Source organism: Pseudomonas sp. NPDC090233 (assembly GCF_044772285.1).
In the GTDB taxonomy this organism is placed as follows: domain Bacteria; phylum Pseudomonadota; class Gammaproteobacteria; order Pseudomonadales; family Pseudomonadaceae; genus Aquipseudomonas.
This window is the reverse complement of record NZ_JBIVYQ010000003.1, coordinates 83,074-103,146: the sequence shown is the minus strand read 5'-3', so window position 1 is coordinate 103,146 and position 20,073 is coordinate 83,074. Positions and strand designations below refer to the sequence as shown.

General features: G+C 61.8%; 21 protein-coding genes and 3 tRNA genes. 11 read left to right on the top strand and 13 right to left on the bottom strand.

Features of this window, described 5'->3' with window-relative positions; translation table 11 throughout:
* The first annotated feature begins 16 nt into the window (after positions 1–16).
* The 5 genes from ACIQUF_RS08590 (at position 17) to recX (ending at position 3,320) form a co-directional block, all read left to right on the top strand.
* Positions 17–565 carry a glycoside hydrolase family 19 protein gene (locus ACIQUF_RS08590; protein ID WP_403130549.1) on the top strand — a complete coding sequence of 183 codons (549 nt, stop codon included), beginning with the start codon at positions 17–19 and terminating at the stop codon, positions 563–565.
* On the top strand, positions 559–1,041 hold the full coding sequence (locus ACIQUF_RS08585) for a lysis system i-spanin subunit Rz (RefSeq protein WP_403130546.1): 483 nt from the start codon (positions 559–561) through the stop codon (positions 1,039–1,041). Before ACIQUF_RS08590 ends, ACIQUF_RS08585 begins: the two co-directional genes overlap by 7 nt.
* A 140-nt stretch (positions 1,042–1,181) precedes the next feature.
* Positions 1,182–1,664, top strand: a complete 483-nt coding sequence (locus ACIQUF_RS08580; protein ID WP_403130544.1) for a CinA family protein — start codon at positions 1,182–1,184, stop codon at positions 1,662–1,664.
* A 103-nt stretch (positions 1,665–1,767) separates the two neighbouring features.
* Positions 1,768–2,835: a recombinase RecA gene (gene recA / locus ACIQUF_RS08575; protein ID WP_400795960.1), complete on the top strand. Its 1,068-nt coding sequence runs from the start codon at positions 1,768–1,770 to the stop codon at positions 2,833–2,835.
* 17 nt (positions 2,836–2,852) lie between these two features.
* Positions 2,853–3,320 carry a recombination regulator RecX gene (gene recX, locus ACIQUF_RS08570; RefSeq protein ID WP_403130543.1) on the top strand — a complete coding sequence of 156 codons (468 nt, stop codon included), beginning with the start codon at positions 2,853–2,855 and terminating at the stop codon, positions 3,318–3,320.
* A gap of 6 nt (positions 3,321–3,326) precedes the next feature.
* Here recX and ACIQUF_RS08565 read toward each other — a convergent pair whose 3' ends face one another.
* Positions 3,327–4,445 (bottom strand): LOG family protein, encoded by a 1,119-nt coding sequence (locus tag ACIQUF_RS08565; RefSeq protein WP_403130541.1) that lies wholly within the window; start codon positions 4,443–4,445, stop codon positions 3,327–3,329.
* Between the two features lie 289 nt (positions 4,446–4,734).
* Here ACIQUF_RS08565 and ACIQUF_RS08560 point away from each other — a divergent pair, with 289 nt between their 5' ends.
* Positions 4,735–4,938, top strand: a complete 204-nt coding sequence (locus ACIQUF_RS08560) for a hypothetical protein (RefSeq protein WP_403130538.1) — start codon at positions 4,735–4,737, stop codon at positions 4,936–4,938.
* Here the strand turns inward: ACIQUF_RS08560 and ACIQUF_RS08555 are convergent, their stop codons facing one another.
* Positions 4,939–5,358, bottom strand: a complete 420-nt coding sequence (locus tag ACIQUF_RS08555; RefSeq protein WP_403130535.1) for a quorum-sensing-regulated virulence factor family protein — start codon at positions 5,356–5,358, stop codon at positions 4,939–4,941.
* A 200-nt stretch (positions 5,359–5,558) separates the two neighbouring features.
* On the opposite strand from ACIQUF_RS08555, the gene ACIQUF_RS08550 reads away from it, so the two are divergent.
* From ACIQUF_RS08550 to ACIQUF_RS08540, 3 genes are all read left to right on the top strand, one after another.
* Complete coding sequence (locus ACIQUF_RS08550; RefSeq protein ID WP_403130533.1) at positions 5,559–6,269, top strand: tRNA-uridine aminocarboxypropyltransferase; 711 nt, start codon at positions 5,559–5,561, stop codon at positions 6,267–6,269.
* 68 nt (positions 6,270–6,337) lie between these two features.
* Positions 6,338–6,988 carry a response regulator transcription factor ErdR gene (gene erdR, locus ACIQUF_RS08545; protein ID WP_400795944.1) on the top strand — a complete coding sequence of 217 codons (651 nt, stop codon included), beginning with the start codon at positions 6,338–6,340 and terminating at the stop codon, positions 6,986–6,988.
* A 73-nt stretch (positions 6,989–7,061) separates the two neighbouring features.
* On the top strand, positions 7,062–7,424 hold the full coding sequence (locus tag ACIQUF_RS08540) for a diacylglycerol kinase (RefSeq protein ID WP_008094698.1): 363 nt from the start codon (positions 7,062–7,064) through the stop codon (positions 7,422–7,424).
* Here ACIQUF_RS08540 and finR read toward each other — a convergent pair.
* Positions 7,421–8,347, bottom strand: coding sequence for a LysR family transcriptional regulator FinR (gene finR, locus ACIQUF_RS08535; RefSeq protein ID WP_400795941.1), 927 nt, complete (start codon positions 8,345–8,347; stop codon positions 7,421–7,423). The two genes, ACIQUF_RS08540 and finR, sit on opposite strands and share 4 nt — an antisense overlap.
* A gap of 117 nt (positions 8,348–8,464) precedes the next feature.
* Here finR and fpr point away from each other — a divergent pair, with 117 nt between their 5' ends.
* Positions 8,465–9,244: a ferredoxin-NADP reductase gene (gene fpr, locus ACIQUF_RS08530; RefSeq protein ID WP_274906921.1), complete on the top strand. Its 780-nt coding sequence runs from the start codon at positions 8,465–8,467 to the stop codon at positions 9,242–9,244.
* A gap of 67 nt (positions 9,245–9,311) precedes the next feature.
* Here the strand turns inward: fpr and tsaA are convergent, their stop codons facing one another.
* The 5 genes from tsaA to rimO all read right to left on the bottom strand — a co-directional run bounded on the left by tsaA (position 9,312) and on the right by rimO (position 13,208).
* Positions 9,312–10,004: a tRNA (N6-threonylcarbamoyladenosine(37)-N6)-methyltransferase TrmO gene (tsaA, locus tag ACIQUF_RS08525; protein ID WP_403130530.1), complete on the bottom strand. Its 693-nt coding sequence runs from the start codon at positions 10,002–10,004 to the stop codon at positions 9,312–9,314.
* A gap of 6 nt (positions 10,005–10,010) precedes the next feature.
* Complete coding sequence (locus ACIQUF_RS08520; RefSeq protein WP_403130529.1) at positions 10,011–10,472, bottom strand: DUF1456 family protein; 462 nt, start codon at positions 10,470–10,472, stop codon at positions 10,011–10,013.
* A gap of 47 nt (positions 10,473–10,519) precedes the next feature.
* Positions 10,520–11,233 (bottom strand): rRNA pseudouridine synthase, encoded by a 714-nt coding sequence (locus ACIQUF_RS08515; protein ID WP_403130527.1) that lies wholly within the window; start codon positions 11,231–11,233, stop codon positions 10,520–10,522.
* Positions 11,234–11,331: 98 nt separating this feature from the next.
* Positions 11,332–11,787, bottom strand: coding sequence for a GNAT family N-acetyltransferase (locus ACIQUF_RS08510; protein WP_403130526.1), 456 nt, complete (start codon positions 11,785–11,787; stop codon positions 11,332–11,334).
* A gap of 89 nt (positions 11,788–11,876) precedes the next feature.
* Entirely contained in the window at positions 11,877–13,208 is a 1,332-nt protein-coding gene (gene rimO / locus ACIQUF_RS08505) for a 30S ribosomal protein S12 methylthiotransferase RimO (RefSeq protein WP_046787966.1), read from the bottom strand.
* 236 nt (positions 13,209–13,444) lie between these two features.
* Between rimO and ACIQUF_RS08500 the strand changes: the two genes are divergently transcribed.
* Positions 13,445–15,355, top strand: a complete 1,911-nt coding sequence (locus ACIQUF_RS08500) for a potassium transporter Kup (RefSeq protein WP_403130524.1) — start codon at positions 13,445–13,447, stop codon at positions 15,353–15,355.
* Between the two features lie 37 nt (positions 15,356–15,392).
* On the opposite strand, the gene ACIQUF_RS08495 is transcribed toward ACIQUF_RS08500, so the two are convergent.
* From ACIQUF_RS08495 to ACIQUF_RS08475, 5 genes are all read right to left on the bottom strand, one after another.
* Positions 15,393–16,685, bottom strand: coding sequence for a virulence factor family protein (locus ACIQUF_RS08495; RefSeq protein ID WP_403130523.1), 1,293 nt, complete (start codon positions 16,683–16,685; stop codon positions 15,393–15,395).
* Positions 16,685–19,327, bottom strand: a complete 2,643-nt coding sequence (gene mprF / locus ACIQUF_RS08490) for a bifunctional lysylphosphatidylglycerol flippase/synthetase MprF (RefSeq protein ID WP_403130522.1) — start codon at positions 19,325–19,327, stop codon at positions 16,685–16,687. The genes ACIQUF_RS08495 and mprF overlap by 1 nt, the downstream gene beginning before the upstream one ends.
* 247 nt (positions 19,328–19,574) lie before the next feature.
* A tRNA-Met gene (locus ACIQUF_RS08485) sits at positions 19,575–19,651 on the bottom strand.
* Positions 19,652–19,787: 136 nt separating this feature from the next.
* Positions 19,788–19,864, bottom strand: a tRNA-Met gene (locus ACIQUF_RS08480).
* A gap of 135 nt (positions 19,865–19,999) precedes the next feature.
* Positions 20,000–20,073, bottom strand: a tRNA-Met gene (locus ACIQUF_RS08475).

Here is a 20,073-nt window from a genome sequence, read left to right as displayed (position 1 = left end):
AGGAAGGAAAATCGACATGCTCACAGAACCACAACTGCTACAGATCCTGCCCAACGCCCGCCCTGTCGCGGGCGTTTTTCTTTCGGCACTGAATGTCACGCTGCCGCGTTGGGAAATCGACAGCCCCAGGCGTGTGGCGGCCTTTCTGGCCCAGGTGGGTCATGAGTCAGGCCAGTTTCGCTACGTGAAGGAGTTGGGCAATGAACGTTACTTGGCACGTTATGACACCGGCAGCCTTGCCCTGCGGCTGGGCAACACCCCGCAAGCCGACGGTGATGGTCAGTTGTATTGTGGCCGTGGCTTGATTCAGGTCACCGGTCGCAATAATTACCAAGCCTGCAGCCGCGCGCTGTTTGGTGACGAGCGCCTGCTGGCAACGCCGCAACTGCTCGAACAGCCGCGCTGGGCGTGCGAGTCGGCGGCGTGGTTCTGGCATTCGCGCGGGCTGAATGCGTTGGCCGATCGCGGCGAGTTCAACCGCATCACCCGTCATATCAATGGCGGCTTGAACGGGCTGGAGGATCGCTTGCAGCTTTGGGCCCGGGCGCGTGAGGTGCTGTGTTGAGCCGATGGCAGCTGGGGCTTGGTGCGTTCTTGTTGCTGCTGTCCGCAGCGTTGGCCTGGCAGGTCCAGGGCTGGCGCTATGAGCGGCAACTGGCGCAACAGGCGCAAGCCCAGGCCGATGCCACGACCGCGCGGCTACTGGCCGAGCGCGAGCAGCGGCAGGCCGTTGAGCAACGCCTGGAGGAAAGTGAAAGCCGACATTTCAAGGAGCTTACCGATGCGCAACAGGCTCAAGCTCGCCTGCGTGATCGCCTCGCTACTGCCGATCTGCGCCTGTCGGTCCTGGTCGAACGCGACAGCGCCTGCACCGCAGTGCCTGCCGCCGCCAGCGCCGGCGGCGTGGATCATGCAACCGTACGCGCCCGACTTGAGCCAGCGCTTGCTGGACGAATTATCGCCATCACCGATGCAGGGGACCGGGGGTTGATCGCGTTGCGGGCTTGTCAGGATTATGTGCGGGGGGTGCGGGGTTATTGAGGGGCGCTTGTCGATGGATTTGCAGCGCTCTTGAGATCGAGCGCCGCCCGCGCGGCGCATCGCGGATGAATCCGCTCCTACAGACATGCACTTCGTATAACCAAATGCTACGGTGTTCCCCTCACGCCAAGGAACCGACCATGGACCCGATCACCGTTCTTTCCACCCGCCTGGGCGAGCACCTGCGCCGTCTCAACGCCCAAGTCACCACCGCCGAATCCTGCACCGGCGGGGGCATTGCCGAGGCCATCACCCGTGTGCCCGGCAGTTCGGCCTGGTTCGAGGCCGGTTACGTGACCTATTCCAACGCCCAGAAAACCCGCCAGCTTGGGGTTTCTGCAACTTTGTTCAGCCAAGTCGGCGCCGTCAGCCAGGAAGTGGTCGAAGCCATGGCCCGTGGCGCCCAGGCTGCCAGCGGCGCGCGCTTTGCCGTTGCCGTGAGCGGTGTAGCCGGGCCAGATGGAGGTTCGCCGGCCAAACCGGTGGGCACCGTGTGGTTGGCCTGGGCTGATGGCACACACATTATCAGCGAGCGCCGCCACTTCGATGGCGACCGCGAAGCGGTGCGCCGACAGACGGTGATCGCCGCGTTAGACGGCTTGTTACAGCTTGGTGCCGAGTAATTCGACGACAGGGGTTTGCTCAAACGCTTCCCTGTGGAATAATACTGGCTACTTATACAGGTATTCCGGCCATCAGGGCCAAGTCGAACACGTGAGGATTTCAATGGACGACAACAAGAAGCGCGCCTTGGCTGCGGCCCTGGGTCAGATCGAACGCCAATTCGGCAAGGGCGCAGTCATGCGCATGGGCGATCATGAGCGTACCGGCATCCCGGCCATTTCTACCGGCTCCCTCGGCCTGGACATCGCCCTCGGCATCGGCGGCCTGCCCAAAGGCCGTATCGTCGAGATCTACGGCCCGGAGTCGTCGGGTAAAACCACGCTGACCCTGTCGGTCATCGCCGAAGCCCAGAAGGCCGGCGCTACCTGCGCCTTCGTCGACGCCGAGCACGCGCTTGACCCGGAGTATGCCGGCAAGCTGGGCGTCAACGTCGACGACCTGCTGGTTTCGCAGCCGGACACCGGCGAGCAGGCCCTGGAAATCACCGACATGCTGGTGCGTTCCAACGCGGTAGACGTGATCATCGTCGACTCCGTGGCAGCCCTGGTACCCAAGGCCGAAATCGAAGGCGAAATGGGTGACATGCACGTTGGCCTGCAGGCCCGTCTGATGTCCCAAGCGCTGCGCAAGATCACCGGTAACATCAAGAACGCCAACTGCCTGGTCATCTTCATCAACCAGATCCGTATGAAAATCGGCGTGATGTTCGGCAGCCCGGAAACCACCACCGGTGGTAACGCCTTGAAGTTTTACGCCTCGGTGCGCCTGGACATTCGCCGTACCGGCGCGGTCAAGGAAGGCGACGAAGTGGTGGGCAGCGAAACCCGCGTCAAGATCGTCAAGAACAAGGTTTCGCCGCCATTTCGTCAGGCCGAGTTCCAGATCCTCTATGGCAAGGGCATCTACCGCAACGGTGAAATCATCGACTTGGGCGTGTCTCAAGGCCTGGTCGAGAAGTCGGGTGCCTGGTATGCCTATCAGGGCAACAAGATCGGTCAGGGCAAGGCAAACGCTGCCAAGTATCTGCACGAGAACCCTGCGATCGGTGCCGAGATCGAGAAGCAGATTCGCGAGAAACTGCTCAAGGCGGGCGCTGTTGCCGAAGCCGGCAAGGCTGCTGCTGCCGACGCCAACGCCGACGACGTGGCTGACGCCGACGCCGGTTATTGATAGCTGCCTGATCGCTTATGTCCGTTGTACTCGACACCCCCGTCGCCGTTCGACGGACAGCCATGGACCTGCTCGCGCGACGCGAGCATGGCCGCGTGGAGCTCACGCGTAAACTGCGTCAGCGCGGCGCCCCGGATGAGCTGATTGAGCCTGCGCTCGATCGGCTCGCCGAAGAAGGGTTGCTTAGTGAAGCCCGCTATCTGGAAAGCTTTATTCGATACCGTTCCAACGCTGGTTACGGCCCTGCTCGCATTCGCGAAGAATTGGGGCTGCGTGGCTTGAATCGTGGCGATATCGACCAGGCATTGCGTGAAAGTGGTGTTGACTGGGCGGAGCGATTGCAGGAAGCCTGGCAGCGCAAATATGCAGGGGAGCGTCCACATGACCCCCGCAGCCGTGCCCAGCAGACCCGCTTTCTCGCTTACCGTGGCTTCCCCATGGACATGATCGGCCGCCTACTGAGCGGCCGAGACTTGTACGATTGAGCACAGCTAACTGACCTTCAATGCTTCGCGAGCTCTTTGCGTTGTATGCATCGGCTGTGGCTTGGCCCAATTTTCCGGAAGGTTGATAAAGTCCACCAGCTCCCGCAGGCGTCCTTGATCACGGCCATTGAAGGCAAAGGTCAAGCGGGTCAGGTGGCTGTAATTGCCTGTCTCATGTTCCACGCCACTGTCGGCATGCTGGTGATACTTGCCACTGAGGCGCAAATCGGCAAATACGTCCTCAATCTCTTGCACTGCGGCATCGCTGAGGCGATGGTGCATGCGTATCACGAACTGGTTCTTCAGCCAGCGGCTGGAGTGATAGTTACTGTAGAACTGATTGATCTCTTCCACGGCCTCGTCGGCGCTGTGTACCAGGCGCACCAGTTTGAGGTCAGTGGGCAAGATATAGCGATTCTCCTCCAGTTGCCTGCTGATAAATTTCAGGCAATCACTCCAGAAGGTACCACCGGGTGAGTCCAGCAGGACCACCGGTACCAGCGGGCTTTTACCTGTTTGGATCAGTGTCAGCACTTCCAGCGCCTCATCCAGCGTGCCGAAACCACCTGGGCAGAGCACCAGGCCGTCCGCTTCCTTGACGAAGAACAGCTTGCGAATGAAGAAGAAGTGGAAGGGTAGCAACTTGTCGGTGCCATCCACCGTAGGGTTGGCATGCTGTTCGAACGGCAGGGTGATGTTGAACCCCAGGCTGTGGTCGCTGCCGGCACCTTCATGCGCCGCGGCCATGATGCCGCCACCGGCGCCGGTAATGACCATGAGATCTGAGCGGGCCAGAGTAGCCCCCAGTTCGCGGGCCAGCGCATACATCGGGTGTTCAAGCGGTGTGCGCGCCGAGCCGAATACAGTGACTTTGCGACGGCCCTTGTAGCGTTGCAGGGTACGGAACGAGTGATCCAGTTCGCGAAGGGCTTGCAGGGTGATCTTGGCACTCCAACGGTCACTGTCGTCGTGAGCCATGCGCAAGACAGTCAACATCATGTCGCGGTATAGAGGTAAGTTGGGGCTGTTTGGTGCGACCAGTTGCAGCTGCTGGTCGATCTTGCTCAGGTCTATACCGCTGTCCCTGAAGTGATTGAACAACGCTTCATTCAGTTGGTAAGGCATTAAACGTCTCCTTCTGCAGCAAAACCTCTGACCGAACCGATGGCCTGGCTCGGCCGCGACACTACGTGCGTCGCTGGCTGCTCTGGCTCGAGTGTGCACCCCGAGCATTGCAGTAGGCCTTCAAGGCCATGATGCAGTTTGTTGTTTTGTCGGTACTCGCTATCAATCTAGACCCTCGCGCTCATTCATGCTGACGGAACCCGTTTGGCCACTCGTCGGCGCACGACCATTGACGGTGAGGGTTTGGTTAACTGGAGAAGCGAAACGTGTCGATGCAGGAGGTAGCGGTATGCATCGCTTGGTCATCGAGGTAGACCGGCAGCTGTATCAGCAGCTGGAAAATGCGGCCCAGGTTCATCATGTGAGCCTGGAGGAGGAGTGCCGACGGCGGTTGACGGCGCTCGAGTGCCAGTCACCCTACTTGAAGGCGCTACTGGCGGAGATGCGCGCTGACGAAGAGCCGCAGCGCGCACAGGATGAGCGGGTCAGCTGATCACTTTTTCTTGTTGCCGGCTGTGCAGCTGGCAGCGTCGAAGGCTTGGTCCATCACAGGCTCATTGGTTTTGTAAACGGTAAACCGGTAGACCATTACCGCGCCTTTGGACATCAGGTTACGGTAGCCGCTGTTCCGGCATACGCTATCACCCAACTGGCTGCGCACCTGCTCAGGGTTTGACTGCATGCGTGCCGCATGTTCCGGGCGCACGCTCAGGTGGTTGACCAAGGCCTTGCCTTCTGCGGTGTAGCCTTGGTCAAGGATGTCTTCGTTGATCGCACGTGGGGTACCGACGCTGCTTTCCTTTGCGACCTTCTGCAGCATCTTGTTCAGCTCGAACTCCTGCTTGGAGGCCGCCTGGGCTGCCAGGGGCAGGGTGAGCAACAGGCTCAGGGTCGGGACGATAAGACGCAGCATGAATCTCTCCTGGTTCGATGACTGGCGCTTTGACATGCGCTGACGGCTGGCGTTCCATGAAACCGGCCGCCAAAGCGCAGATTATAAGGGACCACCCCGTCCGCCTGCACGGCAAAAGATGTCAGCTCTGGTAGACTGGCGCTTTGCTTCCTCCGAGTTATCGCAGTGTCCAGTCACACCCAATCCCGAGGTTTGCCAGCATGAGCCATGCGGTAGCGCGCCTGCGCGCCGAACGCCTGGCTCGCAGCGTCAAGCCATTCATCGCCCGTGGTTCACGCGCCGAGCGTTGCGCCGACTGCAGGGTAATCGCCAGCCACTGCCTGTGCGCCTGGAAGCCCCGTGTGCAGGCAGATTCTGGCGTTTGCCTGTTGATGCACGATACCGAGCCACTGAAGCCGACCAATACAGGTTGGTTGATTGCCGATTTGATCGAAGACACCTCGGCCTTCGGCTGGTTGCGTACGTCGGTGGACGAACGCTTGCTGGCGTTGCTTGACGACCCGCAATGGCAGCCGTACATCGTCTTCCCCGGCGAATTCGTCGCCCAGGAGCGGGTAGTCAGCGAGGTCGTACGCGAGCCTGGCAAGCGCCCGTTATTCATCCTGCTGGATGCGACCTGGACCGAAGCCAGAAAGATGTTCCGCAAGAGCCCATACCTTGAGCGTTTCCCGGTGCTGAGCCTGCAGGCCGAGCAGATGTCGCGCTATCGCTTGCGCCGCTCCAAGCGCGACGATCATTTCTGTACCGCAGAGGTCGCCGCCATGTGCCTTGACCTTGCCGGCGACAGCCAGGCCTCGCAGGCGTTGGATGCCTACCTGGATGTGTTCAGCCTGCATTACCTCAGTGGCAAGCGTCGCCTGCCGCTGGACGAGCAGGACGATACCCACCGGCGTTTGCATACCTTCCTATAGTCCAAGGGGCACAAGCCCTGCTTTGGTTCATAATGAAGCGCTTGCCACTGAACAGGATCCACAGATCGATGGCCACTTACGAAATCCTGATTGCCGATGACCACCCGCTGTTCCGCAGCGCTTTGCGCCAGGCCGTGACCCTTGGCCTGGGCGCGGATGTGCGCCTGGTCGAGGTCGCCAGTATTGCCGAGCTGGAAACCCGACTGAGCGAAAAAGCCGATTGGGATCTGGTCCTGCTGGACCTGAACATGCCAGGTGCCTACGGCTTCTCCGGGCTGGTGCTGTTGCGCGGCCAGTACCCGCAGATCCCGGTGGTAATGGTTTCGGCCCAGGAAGAGGCGGCCGTGGTGGTCAAGTCCCGCGAATTTGGCGCCAGTGGTTTCATCCCCAAGTCCAGCGGCCTGGAAGTGATTCAGGATGCGGTGCGCAAGGTGCTCGACGGCGAGGTCTGGTGGCCACCGCAGGCGTTCGAAAAAGTCGATGTCTCGGCCGAAGCCAAAGCTGCCAGCGAGGGCCTGGCTAGCCTCACGCCCCAGCAGTTCCGCGTGCTGACCATGGTCTGTGAGGGCTTGCTGAACAAGCAGATTGCCTATGAGCTGAATGTGTCGGAAGCGACCATCAAGGCCCATGTGACCGCGATCTTCCGCAAGCTGGGCGTGCGCACGCGTACCCAGGCGGCGTTGCTGCTGCAACAACTTGAATCGGTTGCGAGCAGCTAACTGCCTGCGTCTTCACGCTTTTTTGATGCGTTTTCAACTAGTCTGCTGGCCTTTCATCGGTGAAGTGACACGCATGTCGCCATTCAAAGGCCAGACCGGCCTCAAACGTATCTTCAATGCCGCTGGCTATTCGCTGGACGGCCTGCGCGCCGCCTTCAAGGGCGAGGCTGCTTTCCGTCAACTGGTCCTGCTCAACGTACTGTTGATCCCGATCGCATTCTGGCTGCCGGTCAGCCGTGCGGAGCGGGCCATCATGATCGCTGTATGCCTGCTGGGCCTGATTGTCGAGCTGTTCAACTCGGCGGTGGAGGCGGCCATCGACCGCATTTCGCTGGAGCGCCACCCACTGTCGAAGAACGCCAAGGACATGGGCAGCGCCGCGCAGCTGGTGGCATTGACCATGGTGGCGCTGGTCTGGGGTGTGATTCTGCTTTAGGCAATCGGCGGCAGGACGATCTCATCGCTGCGGGTTACGCCCGCAGTAAAGTTGCGGCACAGCTCCAGAAATTCGCGCATGGCCGAGGTCTGGTATTTCTGTTTATGCCAGATGAAGTAGAACTGGCGCATCAGGTCCAGCTCCGGCGTCTCGACCGGCACCAGGCTGCCACGGCGGAATGCATCACGCAGTGCCAGGCGGGAGATGCAACCGATGCCCAGGCCGGACTCCACGGCACGCTTGATCGCTTCGGTGTGCTCCAGCTCCAGGCGAATGTTCAAATTCGCGCGATGGTGCCGCATGGCCTGGTCGAAAGTCAGGCGGGTGCCTGAGCCTTGCTCACGCAGAATCCAGGCTTCCTGCGACAGGCTTTCGATATCCGCACGGCCAAGCTTGGCCAATGGGTGCTGAGGCGCGCAGAACACCACCAGCTCGTCCTCGACCCAGGGCTGTACCTCAAGGTCCGGGTGATTGCAGTCGCCTTCGATTAGACCCAGATCAATTTCGTACTGCGCGACCTGATGCACGATATGTGCAGTGTTCTGCACGTGCAGCTTGACCTGGCTTTCCGGGTGCACCTGCATGAAACTGCCGATCAGCAGGGTGGCCAGATAATTGCCGATGGTCAGCGTGGCGCCGACGGCCAGCGAGCCAAAACCGGATTTGCCGTTGAGCAAGTCTTCGATTTCCTTGGCCTGGTCGAGCAGCGCCACGGCTTGCGGCAACAATTGATGGCCCAAGGCATTGAGGGCCAGGCGCTTGCCCGCACGGTCGAATAGCTGGCAGCTCGATTGCCGCTCCAGCTCGGTGATTGAGGTACTGGCAGCCGACTGCGACAGGGCCAGCAGGCTGGCGGCCCGCGAGACGCTCTGATGCTGGGCCACGGCGACGAAGACCTGTAGTTGACGAAGTGTGAATCGCATATCTATATAACCGATAACACATATCTTGATAATTCAGTTAACAGATATTGTCGCTGCCCCTAAACTATCGCGCAACTGTGCGCTGTGCGCGCTGCGTTTTCTTCAGGAGCCCCATCGATGAGCAACATGAACCACGAACGTGTCCTCAGTGTGCATCACTGGAATGACACTCTGTTCAGCTTCAAGTGCACCCGCGACCCGGGCCTGCGCTTCGAGAACGGTCAGTTCGTGATGATCGGCCTGCAGCAGGAGACCGGTCGCCCGCTCATGCGCGCCTACTCAATCGCCTCGCCGAACTGGGAAGAGCACCTGGAATTCTTCAGCATCAAGGTGCCGGACGGCCCGCTGACTTCCCAGTTGCAGCACTTGAAGGAAGGCGACGAGATCATCATTAGCAAGAAGCCTACCGGCACGCTGGTACTCGATGACCTGAACCCGGGCAAGCACTTGTACCTGCTGAGCACCGGCACTGGCCTGGCGCCGTTCATGAGCGTCATCCAGGACCCAGAAACCTACGAGCGTTTCGAAAAAGTGATCCTGGTGCACGGCGTGCGCTACGTGAACGAAGTGGCCTACCGCGAGTTCATCACCGAGCACCTGCCGCAGAACGAGTTCTTCGGTGAGGCGGTGCGTGACAAGCTGATCTACTACCCGACCGTGACCCGTGAGCCGTTCGAGAACCAAGGCCGCCTGACCGACCTGATGCGCAGCGGCAAGCTGTTCAGCGACATCGGCCTGCCACCGATCAACCCGCAGGACGACCGCGCGATGATTTGCGGCAGCCCGAGCATGCTCGACGAGACCAGCGAAGTGCTCGACAGCTTCGGCCTGAAGGTCTCCGCCCGCATGCGCGAGCCAGGTGACTACCTGATCGAGCGTGCCTTCGTCGAGAAATAAGGCGAACGCGCTAACGAAAAACGCAGACCCAGGTCTGCGTTTTTTTATGCCTGCAATATACCCGCTGTCAGTCGCCGACGACCTCAAGCACCCGAATCATGTCCGGTTGCGGGTAATGCCAGCGGACCTGCACATCCCAGAACTTCACCCCGTATACCCGCTCTGGCGGTGGCACCTGGTAGGCGGGTCGCGGGTCCTGCGCCAGGCACTGCTCGATCAGCTCCACCAGCGGTTCGTCCAGGCGCAACGCGTGCTCACGGGCCTGGGGCAGGGCGCTGTCGCCCCATTGCACGGCAATTGATTCGGGCGCATCACTGGCCATCAGGTTGCTAGCCCCGGTGATGCTGTCGGCGTAGGGCACGTAAGGCTTGATATCCAGCACTGGCGTGCCATCGAGCAGGTCGATTCCGGACAGCAGCAGCCGCCCCGGCTCCACGCCCTCCAGCCGTACCACTGACTGACCGATACCATTAGGCCTATGCGTCGCGCGCGTGGCGAACACGCCCATGCTCTTGTTGCCGCCCAGGCGCGGCGGGCGCACTTTCAAGCGGGGTTTGTCTTCCAGGGCCTGGTGGAACAGGAACAGCAGCCACACGTGGCTGACCTGCTCCAGCCCCGCCACGGCATCGCCTTGGTCGAACGGCGGCAGCAGCTCCAGTACCCCGCGCGCAGCCGGTGCCAGTTGGGGCTGGCGCGGAATCGCGAATTTTTCCTTGAAGCAGGAGCGCACGATGCCGACGGGGGAAACCGTATGCTGCATGGCCAATCAGCCGCGCACGCGCAGGGTCAGGCCCTTGAGGAAGTTGCGCAGAAGCTGGTCGCCGCAAGGGCGGTAGTTGTCGTGGCCGACTTTGCGGAACAGCGCGCTGAGCTCAGGCTTGGACACCGGGAAGTTGACCGACTTGAGAATCGCATGCAGGTCGTCTTCCTTGAGCTCGAAGGCCACGCGCAATTTTTTGAGCACAGTGTTGTTGGTCACTGGCAGCTCGACAGGCTGCGCCGGGCGGCTGTCATCCTTGCCACGGCGGTGGGTGACCAGGCCGTCGAGAAAGTGCGCCATGACCCGCTCCGGGCAACGCACGAAGCCGGGTTCTTCTTCTTTCTTGAGGTAAGTGGCGAGCACCACCGGGTTAACTTCCAGGCCCGACAGCGCGATGATCTCGGCCATCTTGGCGTCGTTCACCTTGAGCATGTAGCGCAGGCTGCGCAGGACATCATTGTGGTTCATTGCTGCAAAATCCTGTTCAGATGCCACGCTGTGGCGTGGCGTATTGCTTAAAAACGTTCGGTGCCGGCTAGGTAGCGCCACTGGCCGAGGGGCAGCTTGCCCATGGAAACGCCGCCCAGACGAATGCGGCGCATGCTGCGGATTTCCAGGCGCAGATAGGCGCATATCTCGGAAATCTGCCCAGGTTGCGGGTTTTTCAGGGCCAGGCGCAGGTGGGTTTCGTTCTGCCAGCTGGCCTTGGCCTTGGGCAGTTCCCGGTCATTGCGCGCCGCCGTACCACGCGCCAGGCGCTCCAGCGCCTGGGGCGTGGTCTCGCCGCGCACTTCGATGACGTATTCCTGCTCCATGCGGCGCAGGTCGGCGTCGATCTTGCGGGTCACCCGCCAGTCCTGGGTGAACACTTGCAGGCCGCTGGCGCCGCGCTCCAGCGGTGCAGCACAGGCCAGTCGGGCGAAATGCCCATGCAGCGGTCGCACACCTTCACGATGCGCCTCGCTGAGGTTGCCCATGTTCATGCTGTCGCGAGCACTGTCGATATGGACGCCGGCTGGCTGGTTGAGCAACAGGGTTACCGGCTCCAGCGCTTCGGCGCGGGCACCGGGCAACAGCGCGACCGTTTGGTTGTCGACCTTGAACTGTGGCTGCTCGACCACCACGCCATCGACCGTCACCCAGCCCCCTTCGATATACAGCTCGGCCTCACGGCGGGAGCAGCCGAGCTGCTCGATCAGGCGTTTGGACAGGCGGATGGGTTCGGACATGGCGGGTAATTCGCAAGGCAGGAAAAGTCTTACATTGTACCTGCCCATGCGCAGTTCATGAGGTAAATCTAAGTCAAATGCGCCATTTCGGAGGCTTCCTAAAGTGATGTAGGAATTAACTTCATATGCAGCAAGGGATAAGGCTGCCCCAAACCGTCGGTTTCCGAGCGGCCAATGACTTTGAAACCTTCGTGCAGGTAGAAGCCCAGAGCTTGCGGATTTTGTTCGTTCACATCCAGGTACTCGGCATTCAGCTCATCGATGGCATAGCGCAGCAAACGCTTGCCCACCCCTTTGCCACGGTACTCGGGGGCTACGAACAGCATGTCGACGCGGCCATTGGTGACCCCGGCAAAACCACAGATGCGCTGACGGTCCTTGCAGCAGACCAGCATGACCGCGTCGAGGTATTTGTGCAGTACGTGCTCTCGCAGCAGCGTGATGTAAGCGTCTGGCAGGAAGTCATGCGTGGCGCGCACCGAGTCTTCCCAGACCTGAACCAGCACTGGATAGTCGCTCACGTGTGGCGTTTGCAGCGTCAATGCCGTAGGCATGCCGGTGTTCCTCGATGGCTATTGAGGAAACCATAGATGCAAAAAGAAGCCCCGCCAGTGGGCGGGGCTCGATCATGTCATCCCAAGCCTCAGACAGGCTCGGCCCACATGTCGTACTCGTCGGCATCGACCACCCGGCAACGGACCTTGTCGCCTGGCTTGAAACCGTGGTCGCCATCGATGAACACGCTGCCGTCGATTTCCGGTGCGTCGAAGAAACTGCGGCCTACCGAGCCTTGTTCTTCGACTTCGTCGATCAGCACTTCGATTTCCTTGCCGATGCGCAGTTGCAGGCGGGCGCTGCTGATGGCCTGCTGGTGGGCCATGAAGCGGTCCCAACGTTCCTGCTTGACGTCATCCGGTACTTCTTCGAGGCCGAGGTCGTTGGCCGGAGCGCCTTCAACCGGCGAGTACTGGAAGCAGCCGACGCGGTCGAGCTGAGCTTCGGTCAGCCAGTCCAGCAGGTATTGGAAGTCTTCTTCGGTTTCGCCCGGGAAGCCGACGATGAAGGTCGAACGGATCACCAGTTCCGGGCATTGCTCGCGCCAGTTCTTGATGCGCGCCAGGGTGCGGTCTTCGAAGGCCGGGCGCTTCATCGACTTGAGCACTTTCGGGCTGGCGTGCTGGAACGGGATGTCCAGGTACGGCAGGATCTTGCCGGCGGCCATCAGCGGGATCACGTCGTCGACGTTCGGGTACGGGTAGACGTAGTGCAGACGCACCCAGGCCCCCAGGCTGCTCAGCGCCTCGCACAGTTCGAGCATGCGGGTCTTGACCGGGCGGCCGTTCCAGAAGTCGGTCTTGTATTTGACGTCGACGCCGTAGGCGCTGGTGTCCTGGGAAATCACCAGGATCTCCTTGACGCCGGCCTTGACCAGGCGCTCGGCCTCGCTCAGCACTTCACCGACCGGGCGGCTGACCAGCTTGCCGCGCATCGACGGGATGATGCAGAAGCTGCAGCTGTGGTTGCAGCCTTCGGAAATCTTCAGGTAGGCGTAGTGGCGCGGGGTCAGCTTGACGCCTTGCGGTGGCACCAGGTCGATCAGCGGGTTGTGGTCCTGGCGCGGCGGCACCACTTCGTGCACGGCGTTGACCACCTGCTCGTACTGCTGGGGGCCGGTGACCGACAGCACGCTTGGGTGCACGTCACGAATGCTGCCTTCCTCGACACCCATGCAGCCGGTGACGATGACCTTGCCGTTTTCCTTGATCGCTTCGCCGATCACTTCCAGCGACTCGGCCTTGGCGCTGTCGATGAAGCCGCAGGTGTTGACCACCACCACGTCGGCGTCCTCGTAGGTGGGCACGACTTCATAACCTTCCATGCGCAGCTGGGTCAGAATGCGCTCAGAATCGACCAGGGCTTTTGGGCAGCCCAGGCTGACGAATCCTACCTTGGGGGTGGCGGGAGTGGTGGACATGACTAACCTCGGTATTGAATGCAGGCCGCACGGCCGGAAACGGCGGCGGTCTTGACGGGCGCTTTTTGGCGCCTCTGATCAAAAAGTGCGCAATTCTAGCGAGCGCACGGTCGCTTGACCAGCACAAATGCGACGAACGCTACGCTATGCTTCGCGCCATTGCGTCAGTGGGTCAGTGATGCCCCGGCGCGCGTGTGAATTCTACCGGCCTCGATGGCCGTTTGCGGGAGTGTTCGATGGTTCAGGCAAGCAGTCACACCGAGGGCGGGCAGGCGGGTAAGCAAGGCGCAGCCAGGTCGCTGGGCCTGCTGGTGGCAGCTGTTGGGGTGGTCTATGGCGATATCGGGACCAGCCCGCTGTATACCCTCAAGGAAGTCTTTACCGGCGGTTACGGTGTACCGGTCAACCATGATGGGGTGCTGGGGATTCTTTCGCTGATCCTCTGGTCGCTGCTGTGGGTGGTGTCGTTCAAATACGTGATGTTCATCCTGCGCGCCGACAACCAGGGCGAAGGCGGCACCATGGCCCTGACCGCGCTGGCGCGGCGGGCCACGGCGGCCTATCCGCGCCTGCGCACGTTGATGGTCATCTGCGGGCTGATCGGCGCTTCGTTGTTCTACGGTGACAGCATGATCACCCCGGCGGTGTCGGTGTTGTCGGCGGTGGAGGGCATGGGCCTGGCGTTCGATGGCATCGACCACTGGGTGGTGCCGATTTCGCTGGTGGTGCTGGTGGCGCTGTTCCTGGTGCAGAAGCACGGCACCGAGAAAATCGGCAAGCTGTTCGGCCCGATCATGGTGACCTGGTTCGTGGTGCTCGGCGCCCTGGGCGTGCATGGCATCTCGCAGAGCCCGGAAGTGCTCAAGGCGTTCAACCCGGGCTGGGCGGTGAACTTCTTCATCGTTCACCCAGGCATGGGCGTGGCGATCCTGGGGGCGGTGGTGCTGGCCTTGACCGGGGCCGAGGCGCTTTATGCCGACATGGGCCACTTTGGGCGCAAGCCGATCGCCCGTGCCTGGTTCGCCCTGGTGCTGCCGGCGTTGGTGCTCAACTATTTCGGCCAGGGCGCGATCCTGCTGCAAAACCCGGATGCTGCGCGCAACCCGTTCTACCTGCTGGCGCCGGGTTGGGCGTTGCTGCCGTTGGTGGGGCTGGCGACCATGGCCACGGTGATTGCCTCGCAGGCGGTCATCTCGGGGGCCTTCTCCCTGACTCGCCAGGCCATCCAACTTGGTTACATCCCACGGATGCAGATCCAGCACACTTCCAGCGACGAGCAAGGGCAGATCTACATCGCGGCAGTCAACTGGACCCTGATGGTCGGTGTGGTCTTGCTGGTGATCGGCTTCGAGTCTTCCGGCGCGCTGGCGGCGGCATATGGCGTGGCGGTCACCGGCACCATGCTGATGACCACCATCCTGGTGTCGGCGGTAATGCTGCTGTTGTGGAAATGGCCACCGGTGCTGGCAGTGCCGATTCTGGTGGGTTTCCTCTTTGTAGACGGGCTGTTCTTCGCCGCCAACGTGCCGAAAATCGTCCAGGGTGGGGCGTTCCCGGTGCTGGCAGGTGGCGTGCTGTTCCTATTAATGAGCACCTGGAAGCGTGGCAAGCAGATCCTCGTCGAGCGCATCGATGAGGGCGGGCTGCCGCTAGACTTGTTCATCAGCAGTATCCACCTGCAGCCGCCGCACCGCGTCGAAGGTACTGCCGTGTTCCTTACCGCGCGACCGAACGCCGTGCCCCATGCGCTGTTGCACAACATGCTGCATAACCAGGTGCTGCACAGCCAGGTGGTGCTGTTGACCGTGGTCAGTGAGGACCAGCCGCGGGTGCCGGAGCAGGAGCGCTTCGAGGTGGAGGCCTTTGGTGATGGTTTTTTCCGCGTTTTGCTGCACTTCGGGTTCATGGATGAACCGGACGTGCCGGCGGCGCTGAAACTGTGCCATCTGGACGAGCTGGATTTCAGCCCGATGCGCACGACCTACTTCCTCAGCCGTGAAACGGTGATCGCGACGCGTCTAGAAGGCATGTCGCGCTGGCGGGGAAATTTGTTTGCCTTCTTGCTGAAGAATGCCAACGGTAATCTGCGCTTCTTCAACTTGCCGCTGAACCGGGTGATCGAGCTGGGGACGCAGGTCGAGATCTGAATGAACAGGGGGCGCAAAAAGCGGCCCCGGGTTCAACTCAATTCTGCTCGGCCACGCTGGACTTGCCCTGGCGGGTCTCGATCTCGCCAATCAAGCGTTTGGCCAACGCCGGGTAGTTTTCGTCGAAGTGGTGCCCACCGGGCAACTTCATCCGCTCGCCCACGGCAGTCTTGTCGGTACAGCCGCTTTCGTCGGCCTCTTCCAGGCCATACACGCAGACCACCTTGGACGCAGGCAGCTTGGCCATTTCCGGCCCGGTCGGCGCTTCCTGACCTTCCTTGCCCAGCCAGCCCTCGACTTCGATTTCGAAGCTGCCGCTGCGGGCGAAGGCAAGCAGCATCACGGCGTCGATACGCTGTTGGTCCTCGGCCGGCAGGCGGTTGTAAATCGCCGGCAGCACGTCGGCACCGAACGAATAGCCGGTCAGCACGAAGCGCTTGGTGCCCCATTTCTGACGGTAGTGCTGCATCAGCTCCGACAGGTCGGCGGCGCTTTGCTCGGGGGTCTTGTGCTGCCAGTAGTAGCGCAGGGTGTCGATGCCGACGACCGGATAACCGAGCTTGGCCATTTCACCCGCCACATCGCGGTCCAGGTCGCGCCAGCCGCCGTCACCGGAGAGGAACAGGGTCACGGTGTCAGTGGTTTGCCCGGCAGGCACTTCCACCACGGGGATGGCCAGTGCATTGCCGTCGCGGCCCACCAGGGCTTGGGTCAGCTGTGCCTTGAGCACTTGCGGCAGGTGGATGTCGTAGTCGCTGATGCTGGTTTCGGCATTGGCCTGGTCGCGCACGAAGGCGGCGCTGGCGTCATCCGGGTTATCGTTCCAGGCGACGTTCCAGTGGCCATGGGCGGCAGTTTTCGGCAGGGCGGCGGTGCAACCGGGCTGCTCGACGTTGAAGTCGACCGAGATGGCGCGGGCCTTGTCGTCCGTCTGCGCGGCCAGCCAGCGCCAGGCCTGGGCGGCGCCTGGGCCGATACCGGCGACCAGTGTCGGTTTTTCGGCCAGTTGGCTCAGCGCCAGGTCCATTGCCTGTTGCTGCTTGCTGCAGTCGCCTGTCGGCAGGATGACCTGCACCAGTTGCGCCTCGCCAGCCTGGCTCAGGTCCAACAGCTGCTTGTCGGTCAGGGCCTGGTCCTGGGGCACACCGATGGCGACCCGGGCCTTGGCGTGGACGCCAGGCGTGACACGGGTGACGCTGATGTCATTGAGGCTCAGTTGCTCCAGGCGAGCGTCGGGGGCCGGCCGTGTCCACAGCCAGAAGGCAGCGGCGCCGGCGAGGGCGGCCACCAGCAAGGGGATCAAGATGTACTGCCAATAGCGTCGGATCATCAACGTTTCACCAATCCAGTCAGGCCGCCTGCAATCAGGGCGGCGGTGTCGGCCAGTGCCACCAACGGGTCGAGCCCGGCTGGCACGGCCATGTAACGAGGTTCCCAGTCCGGCTGGAACTTGTCCTTGAAGCGCCGTAGGCCCTGGAAGTTGTAAAGCTGTTCGCCGCGGCGGAACACCATGGAACCCAAGCGTTGGGTCAACGGTGCGCCACGCCGTGGCTGCAGGCCGGAAAGGGGGACCATGCCCAGGCTGAAGCGCCCATAGTCATGGCTTTTGTAGTGCAGGATCAGGCCGATCATCATGAATTCCATGGTCAGCTTCGGCGCCTCGGGGTGGGCGCGCATCAGGTCGAGGCTGGCCAGCTCGTGGGCATGGGTTTCCAGCAAGTTGGCAAACGCCACCGGCCGGCCCTGGAAGCGGATCAGCGCAATGCGGAAGTGCTGCAGGTACTCGGGGCTGAAGCGTCCCAGCGAAAAGCCTTTTTCGCGCACGTTCTTGCCGCCCAGCCAGGCGTCGGATATTTCCTTGAGCTCGGCCAGCGGTGCCTGGCCGGGTTCGTGGATTTCCAGGCTCAGGCCATCGCGCCCGCCACGGTTCCAGGTGTAGCGCAGGTCTTTCATTTCCTTGCCCTTGGCTTCGAGGTCGAAGCGGCGCAGGTCGACCCGGGCCTCCTCGCCTAGCTTGAGGGCGGTCAGGCCGATGTCCATGTAGAACGGCAGGTTCTCCGCGCGTACCTGGTAGAACACCGGGCGGGCGTGGTGCAAGTCGCACAGGTCGCGGAACTGCCAGATCATCTCGGCGCGTTCCTGGGCCGGGCCGATGGGGTCGTACAGCGCCACCAGGCTGCGGCCACGGCGGGCATACATGAGGAAGGCGTTGTTGCTTGGGTGGAACAGCAGCGCCTTGTCACCGGTCAGCGCCAGGCCACCGTCGGGTTGCTCGGACGCCAGCAGGATGCGGTTGGCGCGCTGCAGCTCTTCCTCATCGGGCAGATGAATGACCGGGCGGGCGGTACGCAGCAGCCAGGTGAGGGCGACGATCACCAGCAGCACCGCGCTGCCCATGGCTGCGCGCAGGCCACGGGGGGCATCGGCGTCGAGGGTGAACTGCCACCATAGCTGATGGCTGTAGGGCACGTCCTGGTAGGCGAACAGCAGCAGCCAGACCGAAGCGCCGACCACACAGGCGCTGGCCACCAGGTACACCGGTGAGAACGGCAGCTCAAGAAGACGGCTTGGCCGGTAGAACGAACGGCGGAAGAGGGCAAGCAGGGCGGCGGTGCAAATCAGCAGGCTGGCTTCTTCCCAGTCGAAGCCTTTGAGCAACGACAACAGAGCGCCCACCAGCAACAACACGGTGGTCAGCAGCCAAGCGGCGGAAAGGCGGCGGCGCAGGCCCTGTGCGAGCAAGAGGCACAACACGCCAATCAGGCTGGCGCCGAAGTGCGAGGCGTCGATCAGGCGGTGTGGCACCAGGAAGCCCATGTGCTCCAGGCGGGTATCGATCTCGGGTGTAGCGCCCGAGAACAGCAGCACCACGCCGGAGAGAAACACCAGGATCGAAAGGATTGGCGCGGCCAGCCCGGAGGCGGCCTTGATTGCCTGCTGCGCGAACAGCAGGCGCTTCGCCTCGTTACCCAGCAACAGCGCACAAGCCAGCAGCAATGGCAGCACAACGTAGATCAAGCGGTACAGGAGCAAGGCAGCGGCCAGTGGCGCAGCGCCCAGTTGGTCGGCGAAGGCAGCCAGCAAGATCGCCTCGAAGACCCCGACCCCGCCTGGCACATGGCTGAGCACCCCAGCGGCCAGCGCCAGCAGATAGACCAGGATGAACGCGCCGAATGGCGGGGCCTCTGGCAGCAGCAGATAGAGCACGGTAGCGGCGGCGGCAACGTCCAGTGCGGTGATGACCAGTTGCAGTGCGGTCAGCCGCGCGCCGGGCAGTCGCAAGGTACGCCGACCGATTTGCACCAGCAGGCTGTCGGCCAATGGCTGCTCAGGCAACCGTCGGCGATACAGCCCGATCACCAGCACGGTCGACAGGGCCAGCACGGCAAGGGCGATCGCGGCCAGTACGCTTGCGGGCATACGCAGGGCCGCAGCGGCGGCGGGCAGGTTGCTCAAGGTGGCCAGGGCTGCCAGCGGGGGGAGGGCGCAACCCAGTGACAGGCTGGCAAACACTGTCATGCGCGCGACTTCGGCGGCACCTAGTCCCTGGCGAGCATACAGGCGATAACGCACCGAGCCACCAGAGAGCATCGACAGGCCGATGGCGTTACCGATGGCGAACGCGCTGAAGCCACCGAGCAATAGCGTGCGGGCAGGCAACTTCACCGCGGCATAGCGGCTGGCCGACCATTCGTAACCGAGCAGGATCACAAACCCGACGACCGTCGCCAGCAAGGCGCCGATCAGTGATTGGGCTGGCACGCTGAGCATGGCATCGTGCAGCGCATAGATGTCCAACTCGCTCAGTAAGTGACGGCAGGCAACCAGGGCCATGGCGAACAGCACCAGGGTCACGCCGAGGCCGATGGGTTGGCGATAGCGGCTCAGGCGCTCCAGCCAGGGCAGACGTTGCGCGGCCACAGGCAATGCCGTCGCGAGTGGCTCCTGGGGGGCTGGGTTCTGGGAAGTCATGAGTTACCCCGGGCTTTCAGCGCGAGGTCAGGGGAAGGTGCGGCCAAGTGAAAGTCCCTTTGGAAACGTATCCAGATATTACTCCGGGCAACATGACTTTCAGTCGTCCGGCACGGTTAAAGATAGTTCATCCAGAGGGCGACATCTCAAGCGCGGGGGTAGGCTGAATGCATCAAAGGTTTTCAGTCGACGAAATGCAACAAACCCCGCGCTGCTGTTACACAGGCGGGGTTTGTTCTGACGAATATGGTTGCGGGAGCCGGATTTGAACCGACGACCTTCGGGTTATGAGCCCGACGAGCTACCAGGCTGCTCCATCCCGCGTCAGAGGGGCGCATTCTACAGCTTCAGGCTGAGTGGTCAAGCACTAACTGTTGATCGTGCAAATATTTCTGCAGGGCCTGCTTTATTCAGGCCAAAGAAAAAAGCCACTGCGTGAACAGTGGCCTTTTCTCGAATCTGGTTGCGGGAGCCGGATTTGAACCGACGACCTTCGGGTTATGAGCCCGACGAGCTACCAGGCTGCTCCATCCCGCGCCTGTGGGATCGAATTCTACAGCGTAAGCCTTTGGTGTCAAGCATTACTTGTTGATTTAACTTGAGTTTTTAGCCGTCGCTTTTTTCAGGGCAAAGAAAAAGGCCACTGTGTTAACAGTGGCCTTTTCTCGAATCTGGTTGCGGGAGCCGGATTTGAACCGACGACCTTCGGGTTATGAGCCCGACGAGCTACCAGGCTGCTCCATCCC